The organism is Streptomyces sp. NPDC015220 (assembly GCF_043079345.1).
GTDB lineage: Bacteria > Actinomycetota > Actinomycetes > Streptomycetales > Streptomycetaceae > Streptomyces.
The window spans coordinates 789,597-803,622 of sequence record NZ_JBIBUK010000002.1; the positions used below are offsets into that span (position 1 = coordinate 789,597).

Genomic DNA, 14,026 nt, shown 5'->3' on the forward strand with positions numbered 1-14,026 from the left:
TGTCGTTCCTCGGCCGGGTACGGCTAGTCGCGCGAGTTGCCGAACAGGAGCCGGTAGGCGATCAGCAGCACCAGCGAGCCGCCGATCGCCGCGGCCCAGGTGGCGCCGTCGTAGAAGTGCTTCGAGATCGGGTGGTCCAGCCAGCGCGCCGAGATCCAGCCGCCGATGAAGGCGCCCGCGACGCCGATCAGGGTCGTGCCGACGAAGCCGCCCGGGTCGCGGCCCGGCAGCAGGAGCTTTGCGATGGCTCCGGCCACCAGCCCCAGGAAGATCCAGCTGATGATGCCCATGCCCTGACCCTTTCCTTTCCGGGGCCGTTGATGCTCGCGTCGTCGTGCCTGCCCCACGCGTGTTCGTGCCGTGTTGCCGAGAAGGACGCCACGGCCCCACCCCACGGTTGCACCGATCAGTAGGGTCCGGGCCATGACACGCTCCACCGCCTCGTCCTCGTCCGCTCCCGGGCTGCGGCGCACCCTGGGCGTCGGGGACGCCGTGGTCGTCGGCCTCGGCGCGATGATCGGGGCCGGGATCTTCGCCGCGCCGGGGCCGGCGGCGCGCGCGGCGGGCTCCGGGTTGCTGCCCGGGCTGGCGGTCGCCGCCGTGGTGGCCTACTGCAACGCCGTCTCGTCGGCACGGCTGGCCGCCCGGTACCCGGCCTCGGGCGGCACCTACGTGTACGGGCGCGAGCGGCTGGGCGAGTTCTGGGGCTATGTCGCCGGCTGGGCGTTCGTGGCCGGGAAGACGGCCTCCTGTGCGGCGATGGCGCTCACCGTCGGCGCGTACGTCCTGCCGGAGCGGGCGCACGCGGCGGCGGTGGCGGCCGTGGTGGCGCTGACGGCGGTGAACTACGGCGGCATCCAGAAGTCCGCCCGGCTGACGCGGGCGATCGTCGCGGTGGTGCTGGTGGCCCTGACCGCCGCGGTCGTGGGGTGCCTGAGCTCCGGCGCCGCCGACCCGGGACGGCTGGCGCCCGGCGGTCCCGGCGGGGCGGGTGGCGTGCTGCAGGCGGCCGGGCTGCTGTTCTTCGCGTTCGCCGGGTACGCGCGGATCGCGACCCTCGGCGAGGAGGTGCGGGATCCGGAGCGCACCATTCCCCGCGCCGTCCGGCTCGCCCTGGGCATCGCTCTGGTGGTGTACGCGCTGGTCACGGTGGCCCTGCTGGCGGTGCTGGGGCCGGACGGCCTCGCCCGCGCGAGCGCGCCGCTGGCCGATGCGGTGCGGGCGGCGGGGGCGCCGGGCCTGGTGCCGGTGGTGCGGGCCGGCGCCGCGGTGGCCGCGCTGGGGTCGCTGCTGGCGCTGGTCCTTGGCGTCTCGCGGACCACGCTGGCCATGGCCCGGGACCGGCATCTGCCGGCCGCGCTGGCCGCTGTGCACCCCCGCTTCCGGGTACCGCACCGGGCGGAGCTCGCCGTGGGCGCGGTGGTCGCCGTCCTGGCCGCCACGGTGGACGTGCGGGGGGCGATCGGCTTCTCGTCCTTCGGCGTGCTGGCGTACTACGCGGTCGCCAACGCCTCCGCCTGGACCCTCGACCCCGCCCCGGCCCGGCGGGTGGTGCCGGTGGTGGGACTGGTCGGGTGCGGAACGCTGGCGTTCGCGCTGCCCTGGGTGTCGGTGGCCGTGGGCGCGGGGGTGCTGGCGGCGGGGATGGCCGTGTACGGCGTACAGCGGTGGGCGGCGGCGCGGTAGCACGGCCTCGAAAACGGCCCCGGGCCGCCCTCCCCCACGGGTCAGCGGGTCGCGAACGGCTGGTCCGTGCGCACGATCTCACGGCCCAGCGGGAGCAGCGAGACCGGGATCAGCTTGAAGTTGGCGATGCCGAACGGGATGCCGATGATCGTGACGCAGAGCATGAAGCCCGTGACGACGTGGGCGATCGCCAGCCACCAGCCGGCCAGGACCAGCCACAGGACGTTGCCCATGCAGGAGGGCGCGCCCGCGTCCCGGCGTTCGACGGTGGTGTACCCGAAGGGCCACAGGGCGTAGACGCCGATGCGGAAGGCGGCGATGCCGAAGGGGATGCCGATGATCGTGACGCACAGGAGTACGCCTGCGAGGAGGTAGCCGAGGAACAGCCAGAAGCCGCTGAGGACGAGCCAGATGACGTTGAGGATTGTCTTCATCGGTGGCGACCTGCCATTTGCTCGAGTCGGGCGATGCGCTCCGCCATGGGCGGGTGGGTGGAGAACATCTTCGACAGTCCCTGGCCCGGGCGGAAGGGGTTGGCGATCATCATGTGGCTCGCGGTCTCGATGCGCGGCTCGGGGGGCAGCGGAAGCTGCTGGGTGCCCGCTTCGAGCTTGCGCAGCGCGCTGGCGAGGGCGAGCGGGTCGCCGGTGATGCGAGCTCCGGAGGCGTCGGCCTCGTACTCCCGGGAGCGGCTGATGGCCAGTTGGATGAGGGTGGCCGCGAGCGGTCCCAGGATCATGATGAGGAGCATCCCGAGCAGGCCGGGGCCGTCGTCGTCGTCCGAGCGGCCGACCGGGATCAGCCAGGCGAAGTTGACCAGAAACATGATCACGGAGGCCAGGGCGCCGGCGACGGACGAGATCAGGATGTCGCGGTTGTAGACGTGACTGAGCTCGTGGCCGATGACGCCGCGCAGCTCCCGCTCGTCCAGGATGCGCAGAATGCCCTCCGTGCAGCACACGGCGGCGTTGCGCGGGTTGCGGCCGGTCGCGAAGGCGTTCGGCGCCTCGGTCGGGGAGATGTAGAGGCGGGGCATGGGCTGGCGCGCCTGGGTGGAGAGGTCGCGGACCATGCGGTACAGGGCCGGGGCCTCGAACTCGCTGACCGGTCGGGCGCGCATGGCGCGCAGGGCCAGTTTGTCGCTGTTCCAGTACGCGTAGGCGTTGGTGCCGATGGCGATGAGCACCGCCACGATCAGGCCGGTGCGGCCGAAGAGACTGCCGATGACGATGATGAGTGCGGACAGTCCCCCGAGGAGTACTGCGGTCCTGAGCCCGTTGTGCCGGCGGTGCACGGTACGCCCTCCAAATGGTGCGGCAGGGGAACCCTTCGCTTGCTGCTGTTCGGTGCCACTGGTGTCGTGACGTGTTCCGGTGTCACGTCCAGTGGACCCTTCCGTACTGGTCAACGCCAGGCGAGGGCCCCGGGTTCCCCGGCGTGCGCGACGGCGCGCGGGCCGTCCGGGTGAGCGGGGCACCGAAACCGGGCGGCACGCGCGTGTGGATCGGGTGCCCCGCGCGGGCGCGCCGAAAGCCTGGCGGTGTGCCGGGCCGGCGCCGGCCGGGTCAGAACAGGCCGCTGCCCGCGAAGCGCAGCACCAGCTGGGGTGCGCCGGAGAGGGCGACGCCGATGACGCCGGCCAGGGTGATCGCGGCGGTGAGGGGGGCCGGAACACGGTGCCGGACGGGTTCCCCCTCGGGGGCGCGGAAGAGCAGTGCCGTCCACTGGAGGTAGTAGAACAGCGCGATGACGACGTTGACGGCCATGACGACGGCGAGCCAGCCGAGTCCGGCGTCGACGGCCGCGGAGAAGACGGTGACCTTGGCGAACAGGCCGATGACGCCCGGGGGGAGCCCGGCCAGGCAGAGCAGGAAGAAGGCCAGCAGGAGGGCGGTCAGCGGGTTCGTGGCGTACAAACCGCGGTAGTCGGTGACGCGGTTGCGGGTTCGGGTACGGCCGACGAGGGCGGCCACGGCGAAGGCGCCGAGGTTGACGGCGGCGTACATGAGGGCGTACGCGACCGTGGAGCCGATCGACTTCTGGGCGTCCCCGGAGTAGCCGGCGGCGGCGATCGGCACCAGGAGGTAGCCGGCCTGGCCGACGGATGACCAGGCGAGCAGCCGGACCGCGCTGTACGCGCGCGTGGCCTGCTGGCGCAGGGCGCCGACGTTGCCGACGGTCATGGTGAGGGCGGCGAGCGCGGCGAGCGCCGGGCCCCAGACGTCGGCGTAGGAGGGGAGGGCGACGACGGTGACGAGGATCAGGCCGGTGAAGCCGACCGCCTTGCCGACGACCGACAGGTAGGCGGCGATCGGCAGGGGCGCGCCCACATAGGTGTCGGGCACCCAGAAGTGGAAGGGGACGGCGGCCGTCTTGAAGGCGAAGCCGACGAGGGTGAGGACGACTCCGGTCTGGGCGAGGGTGTGGAACTGCCCGTCGACGTGCTGGACGCGGTCGGCGACCTGGGTGAGGTAGAGGGTGCCGGTGGTGGCGTAGACGAAGCTGATGCCCATGAGGCTGACGGCGGTGGCGGTGACCGACGACAGGAAGAACTTCAGCGCGGCGTCGGAGGACCTGCGGTCGCCGTGCCGGAGGCCGACGAGGGCGAAGGCGGGCAGGGAGGCGACCTCCAGGGCGACGATCAAGGTCGCCAGGTCGCGGGCGGCGGGCAGCAGGGCGGCGCCGGCGGCGGAGGACAGCAACAGGAACCAGTACTCCCCTTCGGGGAGTCCGCCGCGGGCGTCCTTGAGCGCGGTGACCGACAGCAGGGCGGTCAGGAGAGCTCCGCCGAGGACCAGGAACTGGATGACGAGGGCGAAGTGGTCGGCGGTGTAGCTGCAGACGCCCGGCCGCCCGGCGAGGCAGAAGGTGCTGCGGTCGCCGTCCAGGAGGGGGAGCAGCAGCAGCGCCGAGGCGGCGAGGCCCGCCACCGAGACCCAGCCGAGAAGGGGTTTGCGGGTCCTGGGCAGGAAGAGGTCGGCGACGAGCACCGCGAGGGCGATCACCGCGGTGAGGGTGGGGGGCGCGATGGCGAGCCAGTCGACGGACTGGACCGCCGACACGGCCGGCGACTGGGCCAGGGCGCTCATCGGGTGCCTCCTGCGAGGAGCTGCTGGACGGCCGGGTCGGTGAGCCCGAGCAGGGCCTTCGGCCAGAGTCCGGCGAGGACGGTGAGGGCGACGAGCGGGGTCCAGGCCGCGAACTCGAAGCCGTGCACGTCGGCGAGTTCCGGGGTCTCCCGCGGTCCGGCGCCCATGCAGACGCGGCGGACCACCGCGAGCATGTACGCGGCCGTCAGCAGGGTGCCGAACGCGCCGATCGCCATGAAGGCGAGGAAGGCGGGCCGGCTGAGGCCGGCGGCGGGCCGGAAGGAGCCGAACAGGGCGAGCATCTCGCCCCAGAACCCGGCCAGGCCGGGCAGGCCGAGCGAGGCGACGGCGGCGAAGGCGAGCAGGCCGCCCAGGCGGGGGGCTCTGCCGTAGAGCGCGGCGCCCGTCCGGACTTCGCCCGGCGCGGCGGAGTCGCTCGCCGGCCGGCGGTGGCCGGACGCGGGGAGGGCCAGGGCGTCCAGGTCGGTGGTGCCGGTGCGGTCCTTGATCGCGCCGACCAGGAAGAAGAGCAGGCCGGTGATGAGGCCGTGGGCGATGTTGGCGAACAGGGCGCCGTTGACGCCGGTCGGGGTCATGGTCGCGATGCCCAGCAGGACGAAGCCCATGTGGCCGACGGAGGAGTAGGCGATGAGCCGCTTCAGATCGCCCTTCGCGCCCTGCTTGGCCAGGGCCAGGCAGGCGAGCGACCCGTAGATGATCCCGGTGACGGCGAGGGCGGCGAGGTAGGGCGCGAAGGTGTGGAAGCCGTGCGGCGCGATGGGCAGCAGGATCCGGACGAACCCGTACGTGCCCATCTTCAGCAGGACGCCGGCCAGCAGGACGGAGCCGACGGTCGGGGCGGCGGTGTGGGCGTCCGGCAGCCAGCTGTGCAGGGGCCACATCGGCGTCTTGACGGCGAGCCCGACCGCGATCGCCAGAACGGCGACGACCTGCACGGACGCGGTCAGTGAGCGGCCGTTGTCAGTGGCGAGTGCCACCATGTCGAAGGTGCCGGCCTTGAGTCCGATCAGGAGCAGGCCGAGCAGCATGACGACCGAGCCGAGGAGGGTGTAGAGGATGAACCGCCAGGCGGCGGCCCGCCGCCCCTCGCCGCCCCAGCGGGCGATGAGGAAGTACATCGGGACGAGCACCGTCTCGAAGGCGAGGAAGAACAGCAGCAGGTCGAGGACGGCGAAGGTCGCGAGGGTGCCGGACTCCAGGAGCAGCAGCAGCGCGACGAAGGCCTTCGGTGTGGGCCCCGCGGGCGGCTTGAAGTAGGAGTACAGCGCGCAGAGGAAGGTCAGCAGCGCGGTCAGGACGACGAGGGGGAGGGAGATGCCGTCGATGCCGAGGTGGATGCGCACGTGGAGTGCGGGGATCCAGCTGATGTCGGTCGTGGCCTGCATCTTCGACGGGTGGCCGTGGTCGAAGCCGGCCGCGAGGACGATCGCGGCGAGGAGGACGGCGCCGGTGACGGTCACGCCGTGCCGGAGTACGGCCTGCTCGGGCGACTTCCCCTTCAGCCCGGGCGGGGCGGGCAGGAGAGCGGCGAGCGCCCCGAGGAGCGGGCCGACGACGACGAATGCGAGAAGGAACCGCATCACGGACTCGCTGATACCGATCACGCTCGCTCACGCTCCCGTGGCGACGAGGACGACGGCGACCGTCAGGACGACGGTGCCGGCGAGCAGCGCGCTCACATAGGTCTGCACATTGCCGGTCTGGGCGCGCCGTACGGCGGCTCCGAGCAGCCGGGGTAGGGCCCCCGCACCGCGTACGTAGGTCTCGACGACCTCGCGGTCGAGGAACCGGACGAGGTCGGCCGCGGCCAGGACCGGACGGACGAAGAGGGCCGCGTACCCGGCGTCCAGGTGGAAGCCCGCGGCGGCGTGCCGGTGCAGCGGGCCGAGCAGCAGCCGTCCGGGGTCCGCGGGGTCGGGCGCGTAGGCGATGTCGCCGTAGGCGGGCCGGTGGCTGGCGATGGCCTCGGCCTCGACGAGACCGGCGTCGGCCTCGGGGTGGGCCGCGACCGCGCCCAGCGGGACGCGGGCCGCCAGTGCGCCGGTGTGCCGCCAGGCGCCGTAGGCGACGATGCCGCCGGCCACGGCCAGGCCCGTGCCCAGCACGGAGGTGGTCGTCGTGGGGGCGAGGGAGCCGTTGTGGAACCAGTCGGGCAGCACGCGGAACGCGAGTCCGCCGAAGGCGAGGGAGGGCACGGCGAGCACCCAGAGCACGGCGTTCATGACCAGGGGCTGCTTGCCGTGGCCGGGGGCCTCGGCGCCCCGGCCGCGGAAGGCCAGCAGCCACAGGCGCATGGCGTAGGCGGCGGTGAGCACGGCGGTGACGAGACCGGCGACGAGCACGATCCAGCCGGCCGCGCCGGGCGCGTGGCCGGTGTGTCCGGTGGCGACGTGCTCGGCCGCACCGAGGACGGACTCCTTGGAGAAGAAGCCGCTGAAGGGAGGGATCGCGGCCAGTGCGAGGAGCGCGACGGTCATCGTCCAGTAGGCGTCCGGTACGCGGTCGCGCAGGCCGCCCATGCGGGACATGGCGGCCAGTGAGTTGGTGCCGGCGGCGTGGATGACCACGCCGGCCGCGAGGAACAGCAGTGCCTTGAAGGCGCCGTGGGACAGGAGGTGGAAGACGGCGGCGCCGCGGTCGCCGACGGCGAGCGCACCGGTCATGTAGCCGAGCTGGCCGATCGTCGAGTAGGCGAGGACGCGTTTGATGTCGTCCTGGGCGAGCGCGGCGAGCGCGCTGCCGGCCATCGTGACGGCCGCCATGACGGCGAGGACCACCATCGCGGCGGAGGAGGACTGGAAGACGGGGAGGAGCCGGGCGACGAAGTAGACACCGGCGGCGACCATCGTCGCGGCGTGGATCAGCGCGGAGACGGGCGTCGGGCCGGCCATCGCGTCGGGCAGCCAGGTGTGCAGCGGGAACTGCGCGGACTTGCCCGCCACGCCCGCCAGGAGCAGCAGGGCGGTCACGGTCGGGTGGTGCAGGCCGCCGTCGGCGACGGTGCCGAGGATCGTGGTGATGCGGAAGGAGCCGGCGTCGGCGGCGAGCGCGAACAGGCCGATGAGGAAGGGGACGTCGCCGAGCTTGGTGACCAGGAAGGCCTTGATGGAGGCGGCGCGGGCCTCGGGGGTCTCCCAGTAGTGGCCGACCAGGAAGTAGGAGCAGATGCCCATGACCTCCCAGCCGACCAGCAGCACCATCAGGTCGCCGGAGTAGACGACGAGGAACATCGCGGAGGTGAACAAGGAGACGAGAGCGGCGTAGGAGGGGTAGCGCGGGTCGTCGCGCAGATAGCCCGTCGAGTAGATCTGCACGCAGCCGGCGACGGTGCCGACCAGGACGGCGACGAGCGCGGCGAAGCCGTCGATGTGCAGGGCGAGCTCGATGGGGACCGAGCCGGTGGGCGTGAGTTCGGTGGCGGCGTCGATCGCCGGGCCGCCGCCCTGGCCGGCCGCGACCAGCACGGCCAGGACGAGCGAGGCCAGGGTCGGCAGGACCGCGAGCGGACGGACGAAGCCGGGGGCCGTGCGGCCGAGCAGCAGGCCGGCCGCGGCGCCGAGGAAGGGAAGGAGGGGGACGAGAACGGCGAGGGTGGTCGTGGTCACGCGGTGGCCTCAGCCTTCTCGGCGGCCGGGGCGGTCGCGGCGGCGTCGCTGTCGTGGCCGGGGTCGGTGTCGTCGTCGGGGCCCTCGGCGGCGTCGCGGAGCCGGTCGATGTCCGAGGTGCCGCGGTTGCGGTACACGGAGAGGACGATCGCCAGGCCGATGCCGATCTCGGCGGCGGCGATGGCGATGGTGAACAGGGTCAGGGCCTGACCGGAGTGCAGGGTCTCGCGGGCGGCCTTGCTGAGCCAGACGTCGAAGGCGACCAGGTTGAGGTTGACCGCGTTGAGCATCAGCTCGACGGACATCAGGACCAGGATCGCGTTGCGGCGGGCGAGGACGCCGTACAGGCCGGTTGAGAAGAGGAGGGCGGAGAGTACGGCGGGATAGGCGAGATGCATCAGCGGGCGCCTTCCTCGGCGGCCCGGCCGCCACGGGCTCCGGGGGCCTCGGGGGCGGGCTCCGGCACCTGTGCGGCGGCCTCCGCCCTGGCCTTGCGGGACAGGACGATCGCGCCGACCAGTGCGGCGAGGAGGAGGACGGAGAGCGCCTCGAAGGGCAGGACCCAGTTCCGGAACAGGCTCTCGCCGGTGACCTTCGTCGTGCCGGCGGCGGCGCCGTCCAGGTCGATCCAGGTGGTGCGGAAGGCGTCGACGACCACCCAGACCAGGGCGGCGGCGGCAGCGACGGCCACGGCGAGGGCGGCCCAGCGGTTGCCGGAGTCGGCGTCCGGGGAGTGGCCGATGGGGGCCTTGGTGAGCATGAGTCCGAACAGGAGGAGGACGACGACGGAACCGACGTAGATGAGGACCTGCACCCAGGCGATGAACTCGGCGGTGAGCAGGAGGTACTCGACGGCGAGGCCGCCGAGGGCGACCACCAGCCAGAGGGCGGCGTGCACCAGTTGCCTGGTGGTGACGGTGACGAGTGCGGCGCCGAAGGTGGCCAGGCCGACCAGGAGGAAGGCGATCTCGACGCCGGACGGGGAGAGGAAGCCGGGGTGCGCGGCTGCGAGGGTCACGATTCTCCTTCCCGCGGTTCGGCGGACGGGGCGGTGGTCCCGGCGGGCGGTTCGGCGGGCCCGGTGGACGGCTCGGCGGGCCCGGCCTGGGCGGCCTGCTGCTGGGCGGCCAGCTTCTCGGCGGTCTTGCGGGCCGCGGCGATCTCCTTCGGTTCCTCCGCGCCCGGGTCCAGGGCGGGCGGGGCCGGCACGGTCCACATCCACTCGCGGAGCTTGTCGCGCTCGTGGGTGAGGTCGCGGATGTCGGTCTCGGCGTACTCGAACTCCGGGGACCAGAACAGCGCGTCGAACGGACAGACCTCGATGCAGATACCGCAGTACATGCACAGGGAGAAGTCGATGGCGAAGCGGTCGAGGACGTTGCGGCTGCGTTCCCTGCCGCCGGGGGTCGCCGCGGGCACCGTCTCCTTGTGGGAGTCGATGTAGATGCACCAGTCGGGGCACTCGCGGGCGCACAGCATGCAGACCGTGCAGTTCTCCTCGAACAGGCCGATCACGCCACGGGTGCGGGGCGGCAGGTCGGGCAGGGTGTCCGGGTACTGCTCGGTGACGGTCTTCCTCGTCATCGTGCGCAGGGTGACGGCCAGACCCTTGGCGAGGCCGGAGCCGGGGATGCCGGACCGGGTGGCCGGGAGGGAACGGCGCCGGGAGGGCGGGGACTGCTCGGCCATGGCTAGGAGATCACCACCTTGACGATGCCGGTGAGGGCGATCTGGGCGAGGGAGAGGGGGACGAGGAGGGTCCAGGAGAGCTTCTGCAACTGGTCCTCGCGCAGCCGGGGGTAGGTGACGCGCAGCCAGATGACGAGGAAGGCGAGGACCGCGGCCTTCAGCAGCGTCCACACCCAGCCCAGACCGTCGGCTCCCCAGGGACCGTGCCAGCCGCCCAGGAAGAGGACGGTGGTCAGGCCGCACAGGACGACGATCCCGGCGTACTCGGCGAGCAGGAACAGGGCGAACCGCAGACCGGTGTACTCGGTGTACGCGCCGAAGATGATCTCCGAGTCGGCGACCGGCATGTCGAACGGCGGGCGTTGCAGTTCGGCGAGGCCGGCCACGAAGAAGACGACCGCGCCGATGATCTGCCAGGGCAGCCACCACCAGTGGAAGGCGTCGAGGATGCCGGGGAGGGAGACGGTGCCGGCCGCCATCGCCACGGAGGCGGCGGCGAGCAGCATCGGGAGTTCGTAGGCGAGCAGCTGGGCGGCGGTGCGCAGGCCGCCGAGGAGGGAGAACTTGTTGGCGGAGGCCCAGCCGGCCATGAGCGCCCCGAGGACGCCCACGCCCATCACCGCGAGCACGAAGAACACGCCCGCGTCCAGCACCTGGCCGACGGCGCCCTCGCCCGGGCCGATGGGGAGGGCGAGGAGGACGAGCAGGTACGGCAGGAGGGCCACGGCGGGAGCGAGCTGGAAGACGCGGCGGTCCGCGCCCGCCGGGACCACGTCCTCCTTCTGCGCGAACTTCACACCGTCCGCGACGAGCTGGGCCCAGCCGTGGAAGCCGCCGGCGTACATGGGGCCGAGGCGGCCCTGCATATGGGCCATCACCTTGTGCTCCGTCTGGCCGACGATCAGCGGGAAGGTGAGGAAGACCACGAAGACGACCAGGAGTCGCAGGGCGACGTCGACCGCGTCGTTCACTGCGGGCCTCCTTCGGGGTCGTCGGTGCCGGCGTCGCGGGCGCCGGGGATTTCGGCTTCGGGGGTCTCGGGTCCGGTTCCGGGGGTCTCGGGTCCGGTTGCGGGGGCCTCGGCTCCGGTCGCGGGGGCCTCGGGTCCGGTTCCGGGGGCCTCGGCTCCGGTTCCGGGGGCCTCGGGTCCGGTCGCGGGGGTCCCGGGTCCGGTCGCGGGGGTCCCGGGTCCGGTCGCGGGGGTCTCGGTTTCGGGAGTCTCGGTTTCGTTCCCGGAGGTGTCGGCTCCGGTCCTGGAGGCCCCGGTACCGCGGGTTCTCCCGGGGACTCCGGTCTCGGTGCCGCGGGTTCCGGAAGCTTCGGTTCCGGTGCCTGGGGTGTCCGGATCGTCGGCGCCGGGGTTGTCCGAGCCGGATTCCTCGACGGCGGGGGTCTTGGCACCGGGCTCCGCAGCGCGGAAAGCCTCGGCGTCCGAACTCCTGGCGCTGGATGCCCCGGTGCCGGGAGTGTCCGTCCCGGGCACATGGGGGCCCGGGGTGGTGGCGGCGCCGTCCTCGGTGGTCCGTTCCGGCTTCGGCTCGGGTTCGTCGAACGCCGGGCGCGCGTGGTGCCAGGGGGCGTCGGAGCCGCGTGGAGCCGACGGGGGCGTGGACGGCCCGGGCGTCCGGGAGGCCTCGGAGGCCGGTTCTCCGGTGGGCGACTGGGCCCGCTGGGACGCCGACCCCCCGGACGCGCTGCGCGCGCGGCGGGGCCGGGACGGTGCGCCCGCGGCCGTCCCCCGGGCCGGAGTGACCGGCTCGTGGGCCACCGAGGCCTCGGCGGACGGTCCGTCCGCCGCCGGGGTCCGGGTGGCGCCGCCTCCGGCCGCGGCCTGCTTCCCCGCCGCGGCGCTCTCGGCGGCCTCCGCGGCGTCGGCGCCCGGGGGCGTGCCCTCGGGACCGGGCGCCGTCTGGCTCACCGAACCCTGGCTCGCGCTCCGCGTCCGGCGCGGCCGGGCGGCGGCCGCCGCGGTCGCGCCCGGTGCCGGAGCCGTTCCGGCGCCCTCGGCGCCCGCCGTGCCGGTGGCGGCTTCGCCGGCTCCGGCGTCCGCTGCGGTCTGGCTCGCCGAGCCCTCGGCCGCCGTGCGGGCGCGGCGCACCGGACGGTCGCCGGCCGCACGGACCGGGCGTTCGGCCGCCGCCCGGCCCGCGCCGCGCGCCGGGCGGGCCGGAGCGGCCGGGAGACGGCCCTTCATGGGGCCCCATTCGTTGGGGTCGGGGACGCCCGGCGGCAGCATCTGACGGCGCTTGGGCCCCCCATGGTCCGATTCGCCGGGTTCCTTCGCTCCCGGCCACGCCTTGGCGACCCGGGCGGCGAGGACGAAGTCCTTGCGCAGCGGGTGCCCCTCGAAGGTGTCCGGCAGGAGGAGGTGGTCCAGGGCCGGGTGGCCCTGGAAGCCGACGCCGAACATCTCGTGGGTCTCGCGCTCGTGCCAGGCCGCGCCCGCGTAGACGTCCACCGCGGTGGGCAGGACGGGCGCCTCGTACGGGACCGTGGTGCGCAGCAGCAGCCGCCGTACCGGAGAGAGCGCGACGACATGGGCCGAGACACGGAAGCCCGCGCCCGGTTCGTCGACCGCGCTGAGCCAGTCGAAGTAGGTGCAGCCCAGCTCGTCGCGGGCGGTCCGCAGCGCGGACACCCAGGTGTCCGCCGGCACGTCGACCGTCAGGACCTCGTAGGACTCCTCCGCCGTGGCCTGGTCGCCGAAGAGTTCGCCGGCGGGTGCGGGCAGCCAGCCGACCCCGCTCATCGCGCGTCCCCTTCGCCGGGCCCTCCGGCCCGCTCGGACCCGGTGGGCCCGCCGGGCTGCCCGGCGGCCGGCGGCCTGACCAGTCCGCTCCGCAGCGCCGCCGTCGAGGGACGTGCCGTCCCGGTGCCGTACCGCTCGCCCAGCGACTCGCGCGCGATCTTCTCCTGGAGCTTGAGGATTCCCTGGAGCAGCGCCTCCGGGCGCGGCGGGCAGCCGGGGACGTAGACGTCCACCGGGATGATCTGGTCGACGCCCTTGGTGACGGAGTAGGAGTCCCAGTACGGGCCGCCGCAGTTGGAGCAGGCCCCGAAGGAGATGACGTACTTCGGCTCGGGCATCTGTTCGTACAGACGCTTGATCGCGGGGGCCATCTTGTCCGTGACCGTGCCGGACACCACCATCAGGTCGGCCTGGCGCGGGCCGGGCGCGAAGGGGATCACACCGAGCCGGATGAAGTCGTGGCGGGCCATCGACGCGGCGATGAACTCGATCGCGCAGCAGGCGAGGCCGAAGTTGAAGACCCAGAGCGAGTAGCGGCGGCCCCAGTTCAGGACGACCTTCATCGGCTCGGGGGCCAGACGGGAGAGCGCGCCCAGCCGCTTCGGCTCCGGCAGCGCGACGGGCTCGGGGTTCACGTCCATGCCAGGACGCCCTTCTTGTATGCGTACAGCAGGCCCACGGCCAGGAAGCCCAGGAAGACGAACATCTCCACGAGCGTCGCCGCGCCGTAGCCGGGGGCGGCGAAGACCGTCGCCCAGGGGAAGAGGAAGATCGAGTCGACGGCGAAGATCACGTACAGGAAGGCGTACACGTAGTAGCGGACCTGGGTGTGGGCCCAGCCCTCGCCGACGGGGTCGACGCCGCACTCGTAGGTCAGGAGTTTCTCGGGCGTGGGGACCACCGGGCGCAGCAGCCGCCCCGCGCCGAAGGCGACGGCGACGAACAGCACGCCCACGACGGCGAGCAGCCCGACGACGGAGTAGGAGTGGAAGTAGTCCGCCGCGACGACGGTCGACCCCCGCACCGTCTCCGGCAACGTCTCAGGCACCGTCGGTTCCTCGCTCCCTGGCCTCGTGATGTCCGTCGTGATGTCCGTGATGTCGGCGATGTCCGTGCCGCATGTTCGACGATCCGTACGCACGGGAGTCTAGGCCCTGATAAAGAGGGGGTAAGCAGCCCGTCACACC

The 14,026-nt window shown here is 73.2% G+C and carries 14 protein-coding genes; 1 reads left to right on the top strand and 13 read right to left on the bottom strand.

The features are described from left to right. Positions 1-23: 23 nt before the first annotated feature. Complete coding sequence (locus ACF061_RS08440; protein WP_392266013.1) at positions 24-290, bottom strand: GlsB/YeaQ/YmgE family stress response membrane protein; 267 nt, start codon at positions 288-290, stop codon at positions 24-26. Positions 291-423: 133 nt separating this feature from the next. On the opposite strand from ACF061_RS08440, the gene ACF061_RS08445 reads away from it, so the two are divergent. Beyond that, a complete protein-coding gene (locus tag ACF061_RS08445) occupies positions 424-1,686 on the top strand; it encodes an APC family permease (RefSeq protein WP_392266014.1) in 1,263 nt (420 codons plus the stop codon). Positions 1,687-1,727: 41 nt separating this feature from the next. Here the strand turns inward: ACF061_RS08445 and ACF061_RS08450 are convergent, their stop codons facing one another. From ACF061_RS08450 to ACF061_RS08505, 12 genes are all read right to left on the bottom strand, one after another. Beyond that, complete coding sequence (locus ACF061_RS08450) at positions 1,728-2,120, bottom strand: YccF domain-containing protein (protein WP_392266015.1); 393 nt, start codon at positions 2,118-2,120, stop codon at positions 1,728-1,730. Continuing rightward, entirely contained in the window at positions 2,117-2,980 is an 864-nt protein-coding gene (gene htpX, locus ACF061_RS08455; protein WP_392266016.1) for a zinc metalloprotease HtpX, read from the bottom strand. Before htpX ends, ACF061_RS08450 begins: the two co-directional genes overlap by 4 nt. A gap of 271 nt (positions 2,981-3,251) precedes the next feature. Further along, positions 3,252-4,775, bottom strand: coding sequence for an NADH-quinone oxidoreductase subunit N (locus tag ACF061_RS08460; RefSeq protein WP_392266017.1), 1,524 nt, complete (start codon positions 4,773-4,775; stop codon positions 3,252-3,254). Next, positions 4,772-6,400 carry a NuoM family protein gene (locus tag ACF061_RS08465; protein WP_392266018.1) on the bottom strand — a complete coding sequence of 543 codons (1,629 nt, stop codon included), beginning with the start codon at positions 6,398-6,400 and terminating at the stop codon, positions 4,772-4,774. The genes ACF061_RS08460 and ACF061_RS08465 overlap by 4 nt, the downstream gene beginning before the upstream one ends. Positions 6,401-6,406: 6 nt before the next feature. Then, positions 6,407-8,401, bottom strand: coding sequence for an NADH-quinone oxidoreductase subunit L (locus ACF061_RS08470; RefSeq protein WP_392266019.1), 1,995 nt, complete (start codon positions 8,399-8,401; stop codon positions 6,407-6,409). Then, complete coding sequence (gene nuoK / locus ACF061_RS08475; RefSeq protein WP_392266020.1) at positions 8,398-8,799, bottom strand: NADH-quinone oxidoreductase subunit NuoK; 402 nt, start codon at positions 8,797-8,799, stop codon at positions 8,398-8,400. Before nuoK ends, ACF061_RS08470 begins: the two co-directional genes overlap by 4 nt. Further along, a complete protein-coding gene (locus ACF061_RS08480) occupies positions 8,799-9,419 on the bottom strand; it encodes an NADH-quinone oxidoreductase subunit J (RefSeq protein ID WP_392266021.1) in 621 nt (206 codons plus the stop codon). The genes nuoK and ACF061_RS08480 overlap by 1 nt, the downstream gene beginning before the upstream one ends. Beyond that, entirely contained in the window at positions 9,416-10,090 is a 675-nt protein-coding gene (locus tag ACF061_RS08485) for a NuoI/complex I 23 kDa subunit family protein (protein ID WP_392266022.1), read from the bottom strand. The genes ACF061_RS08480 and ACF061_RS08485 overlap by 4 nt, the downstream gene beginning before the upstream one ends. Before the next feature lie 2 nt (positions 10,091-10,092). After that, positions 10,093-11,061 carry an NADH-quinone oxidoreductase subunit H gene (locus ACF061_RS08490; RefSeq protein ID WP_392266023.1) on the bottom strand — a complete coding sequence of 323 codons (969 nt, stop codon included), beginning with the start codon at positions 11,059-11,061 and terminating at the stop codon, positions 10,093-10,095. Beyond that, positions 11,058-12,839, bottom strand: coding sequence for an NADH-quinone oxidoreductase subunit C (locus tag ACF061_RS08495; RefSeq protein WP_392266024.1), 1,782 nt, complete (start codon positions 12,837-12,839; stop codon positions 11,058-11,060). Before ACF061_RS08495 ends, ACF061_RS08490 begins: the two co-directional genes overlap by 4 nt. After that, complete coding sequence (locus ACF061_RS08500) at positions 12,836-13,480, bottom strand: NADH-quinone oxidoreductase subunit B (RefSeq protein WP_392266025.1); 645 nt, start codon at positions 13,478-13,480, stop codon at positions 12,836-12,838. Before ACF061_RS08500 ends, ACF061_RS08495 begins: the two co-directional genes overlap by 4 nt. Beyond that, positions 13,471-13,887 carry an NADH-quinone oxidoreductase subunit A gene (locus ACF061_RS08505; protein ID WP_392266026.1) on the bottom strand — a complete coding sequence of 139 codons (417 nt, stop codon included), beginning with the start codon at positions 13,885-13,887 and terminating at the stop codon, positions 13,471-13,473. The genes ACF061_RS08500 and ACF061_RS08505 overlap by 10 nt, the downstream gene beginning before the upstream one ends. Positions 13,888-14,026 lie beyond the last annotated feature (139 nt).

Bases quoted from the DNA above. Each gene is read 5' to 3' on its own strand.
- ACF061_RS08440 (WP_392266013.1), bottom strand. From the start codon at position 290: ATGGGCATCATCAGCTGGATCTTCCTGGGGCTGGTGGCCGGAGCCATC.
- ACF061_RS08445 (WP_392266014.1), top strand. From the start codon at position 424: ATGACACGCTCCACCGCCTCGTCCTCGTCCGCTCCCGGGCTGCGGCGC.
- ACF061_RS08450 (WP_392266015.1), bottom strand. From the start codon at position 2,120: ATGAAGACAATCCTCAACGTCATCTGGCTCGTCCTCAGCGGCTTCTGG.
- ACF061_RS08460 (WP_392266017.1), bottom strand. From the start codon at position 4,775: ATGAGCGCCCTGGCCCAGTCGCCGGCCGTGTCGGCGGTCCAGTCCGTC.
- nuoK (WP_392266020.1), bottom strand. From the start codon at position 8,799: ATGCATCTCGCCTATCCCGCCGTACTCTCCGCCCTCCTCTTCTCAACC.
- ACF061_RS08485 (WP_392266022.1), bottom strand. From the start codon at position 10,090: ATGGCCGAGCAGTCCCCGCCCTCCCGGCGCCGTTCCCTCCCGGCCACC.
- ACF061_RS08495 (WP_392266024.1), bottom strand. From the start codon at position 12,839: ATGAGCGGGGTCGGCTGGCTGCCCGCACCCGCCGGCGAACTCTTCGGC.
- ACF061_RS08500 (WP_392266025.1), bottom strand. From the start codon at position 13,480: ATGGACGTGAACCCCGAGCCCGTCGCGCTGCCGGAGCCGAAGCGGCTG.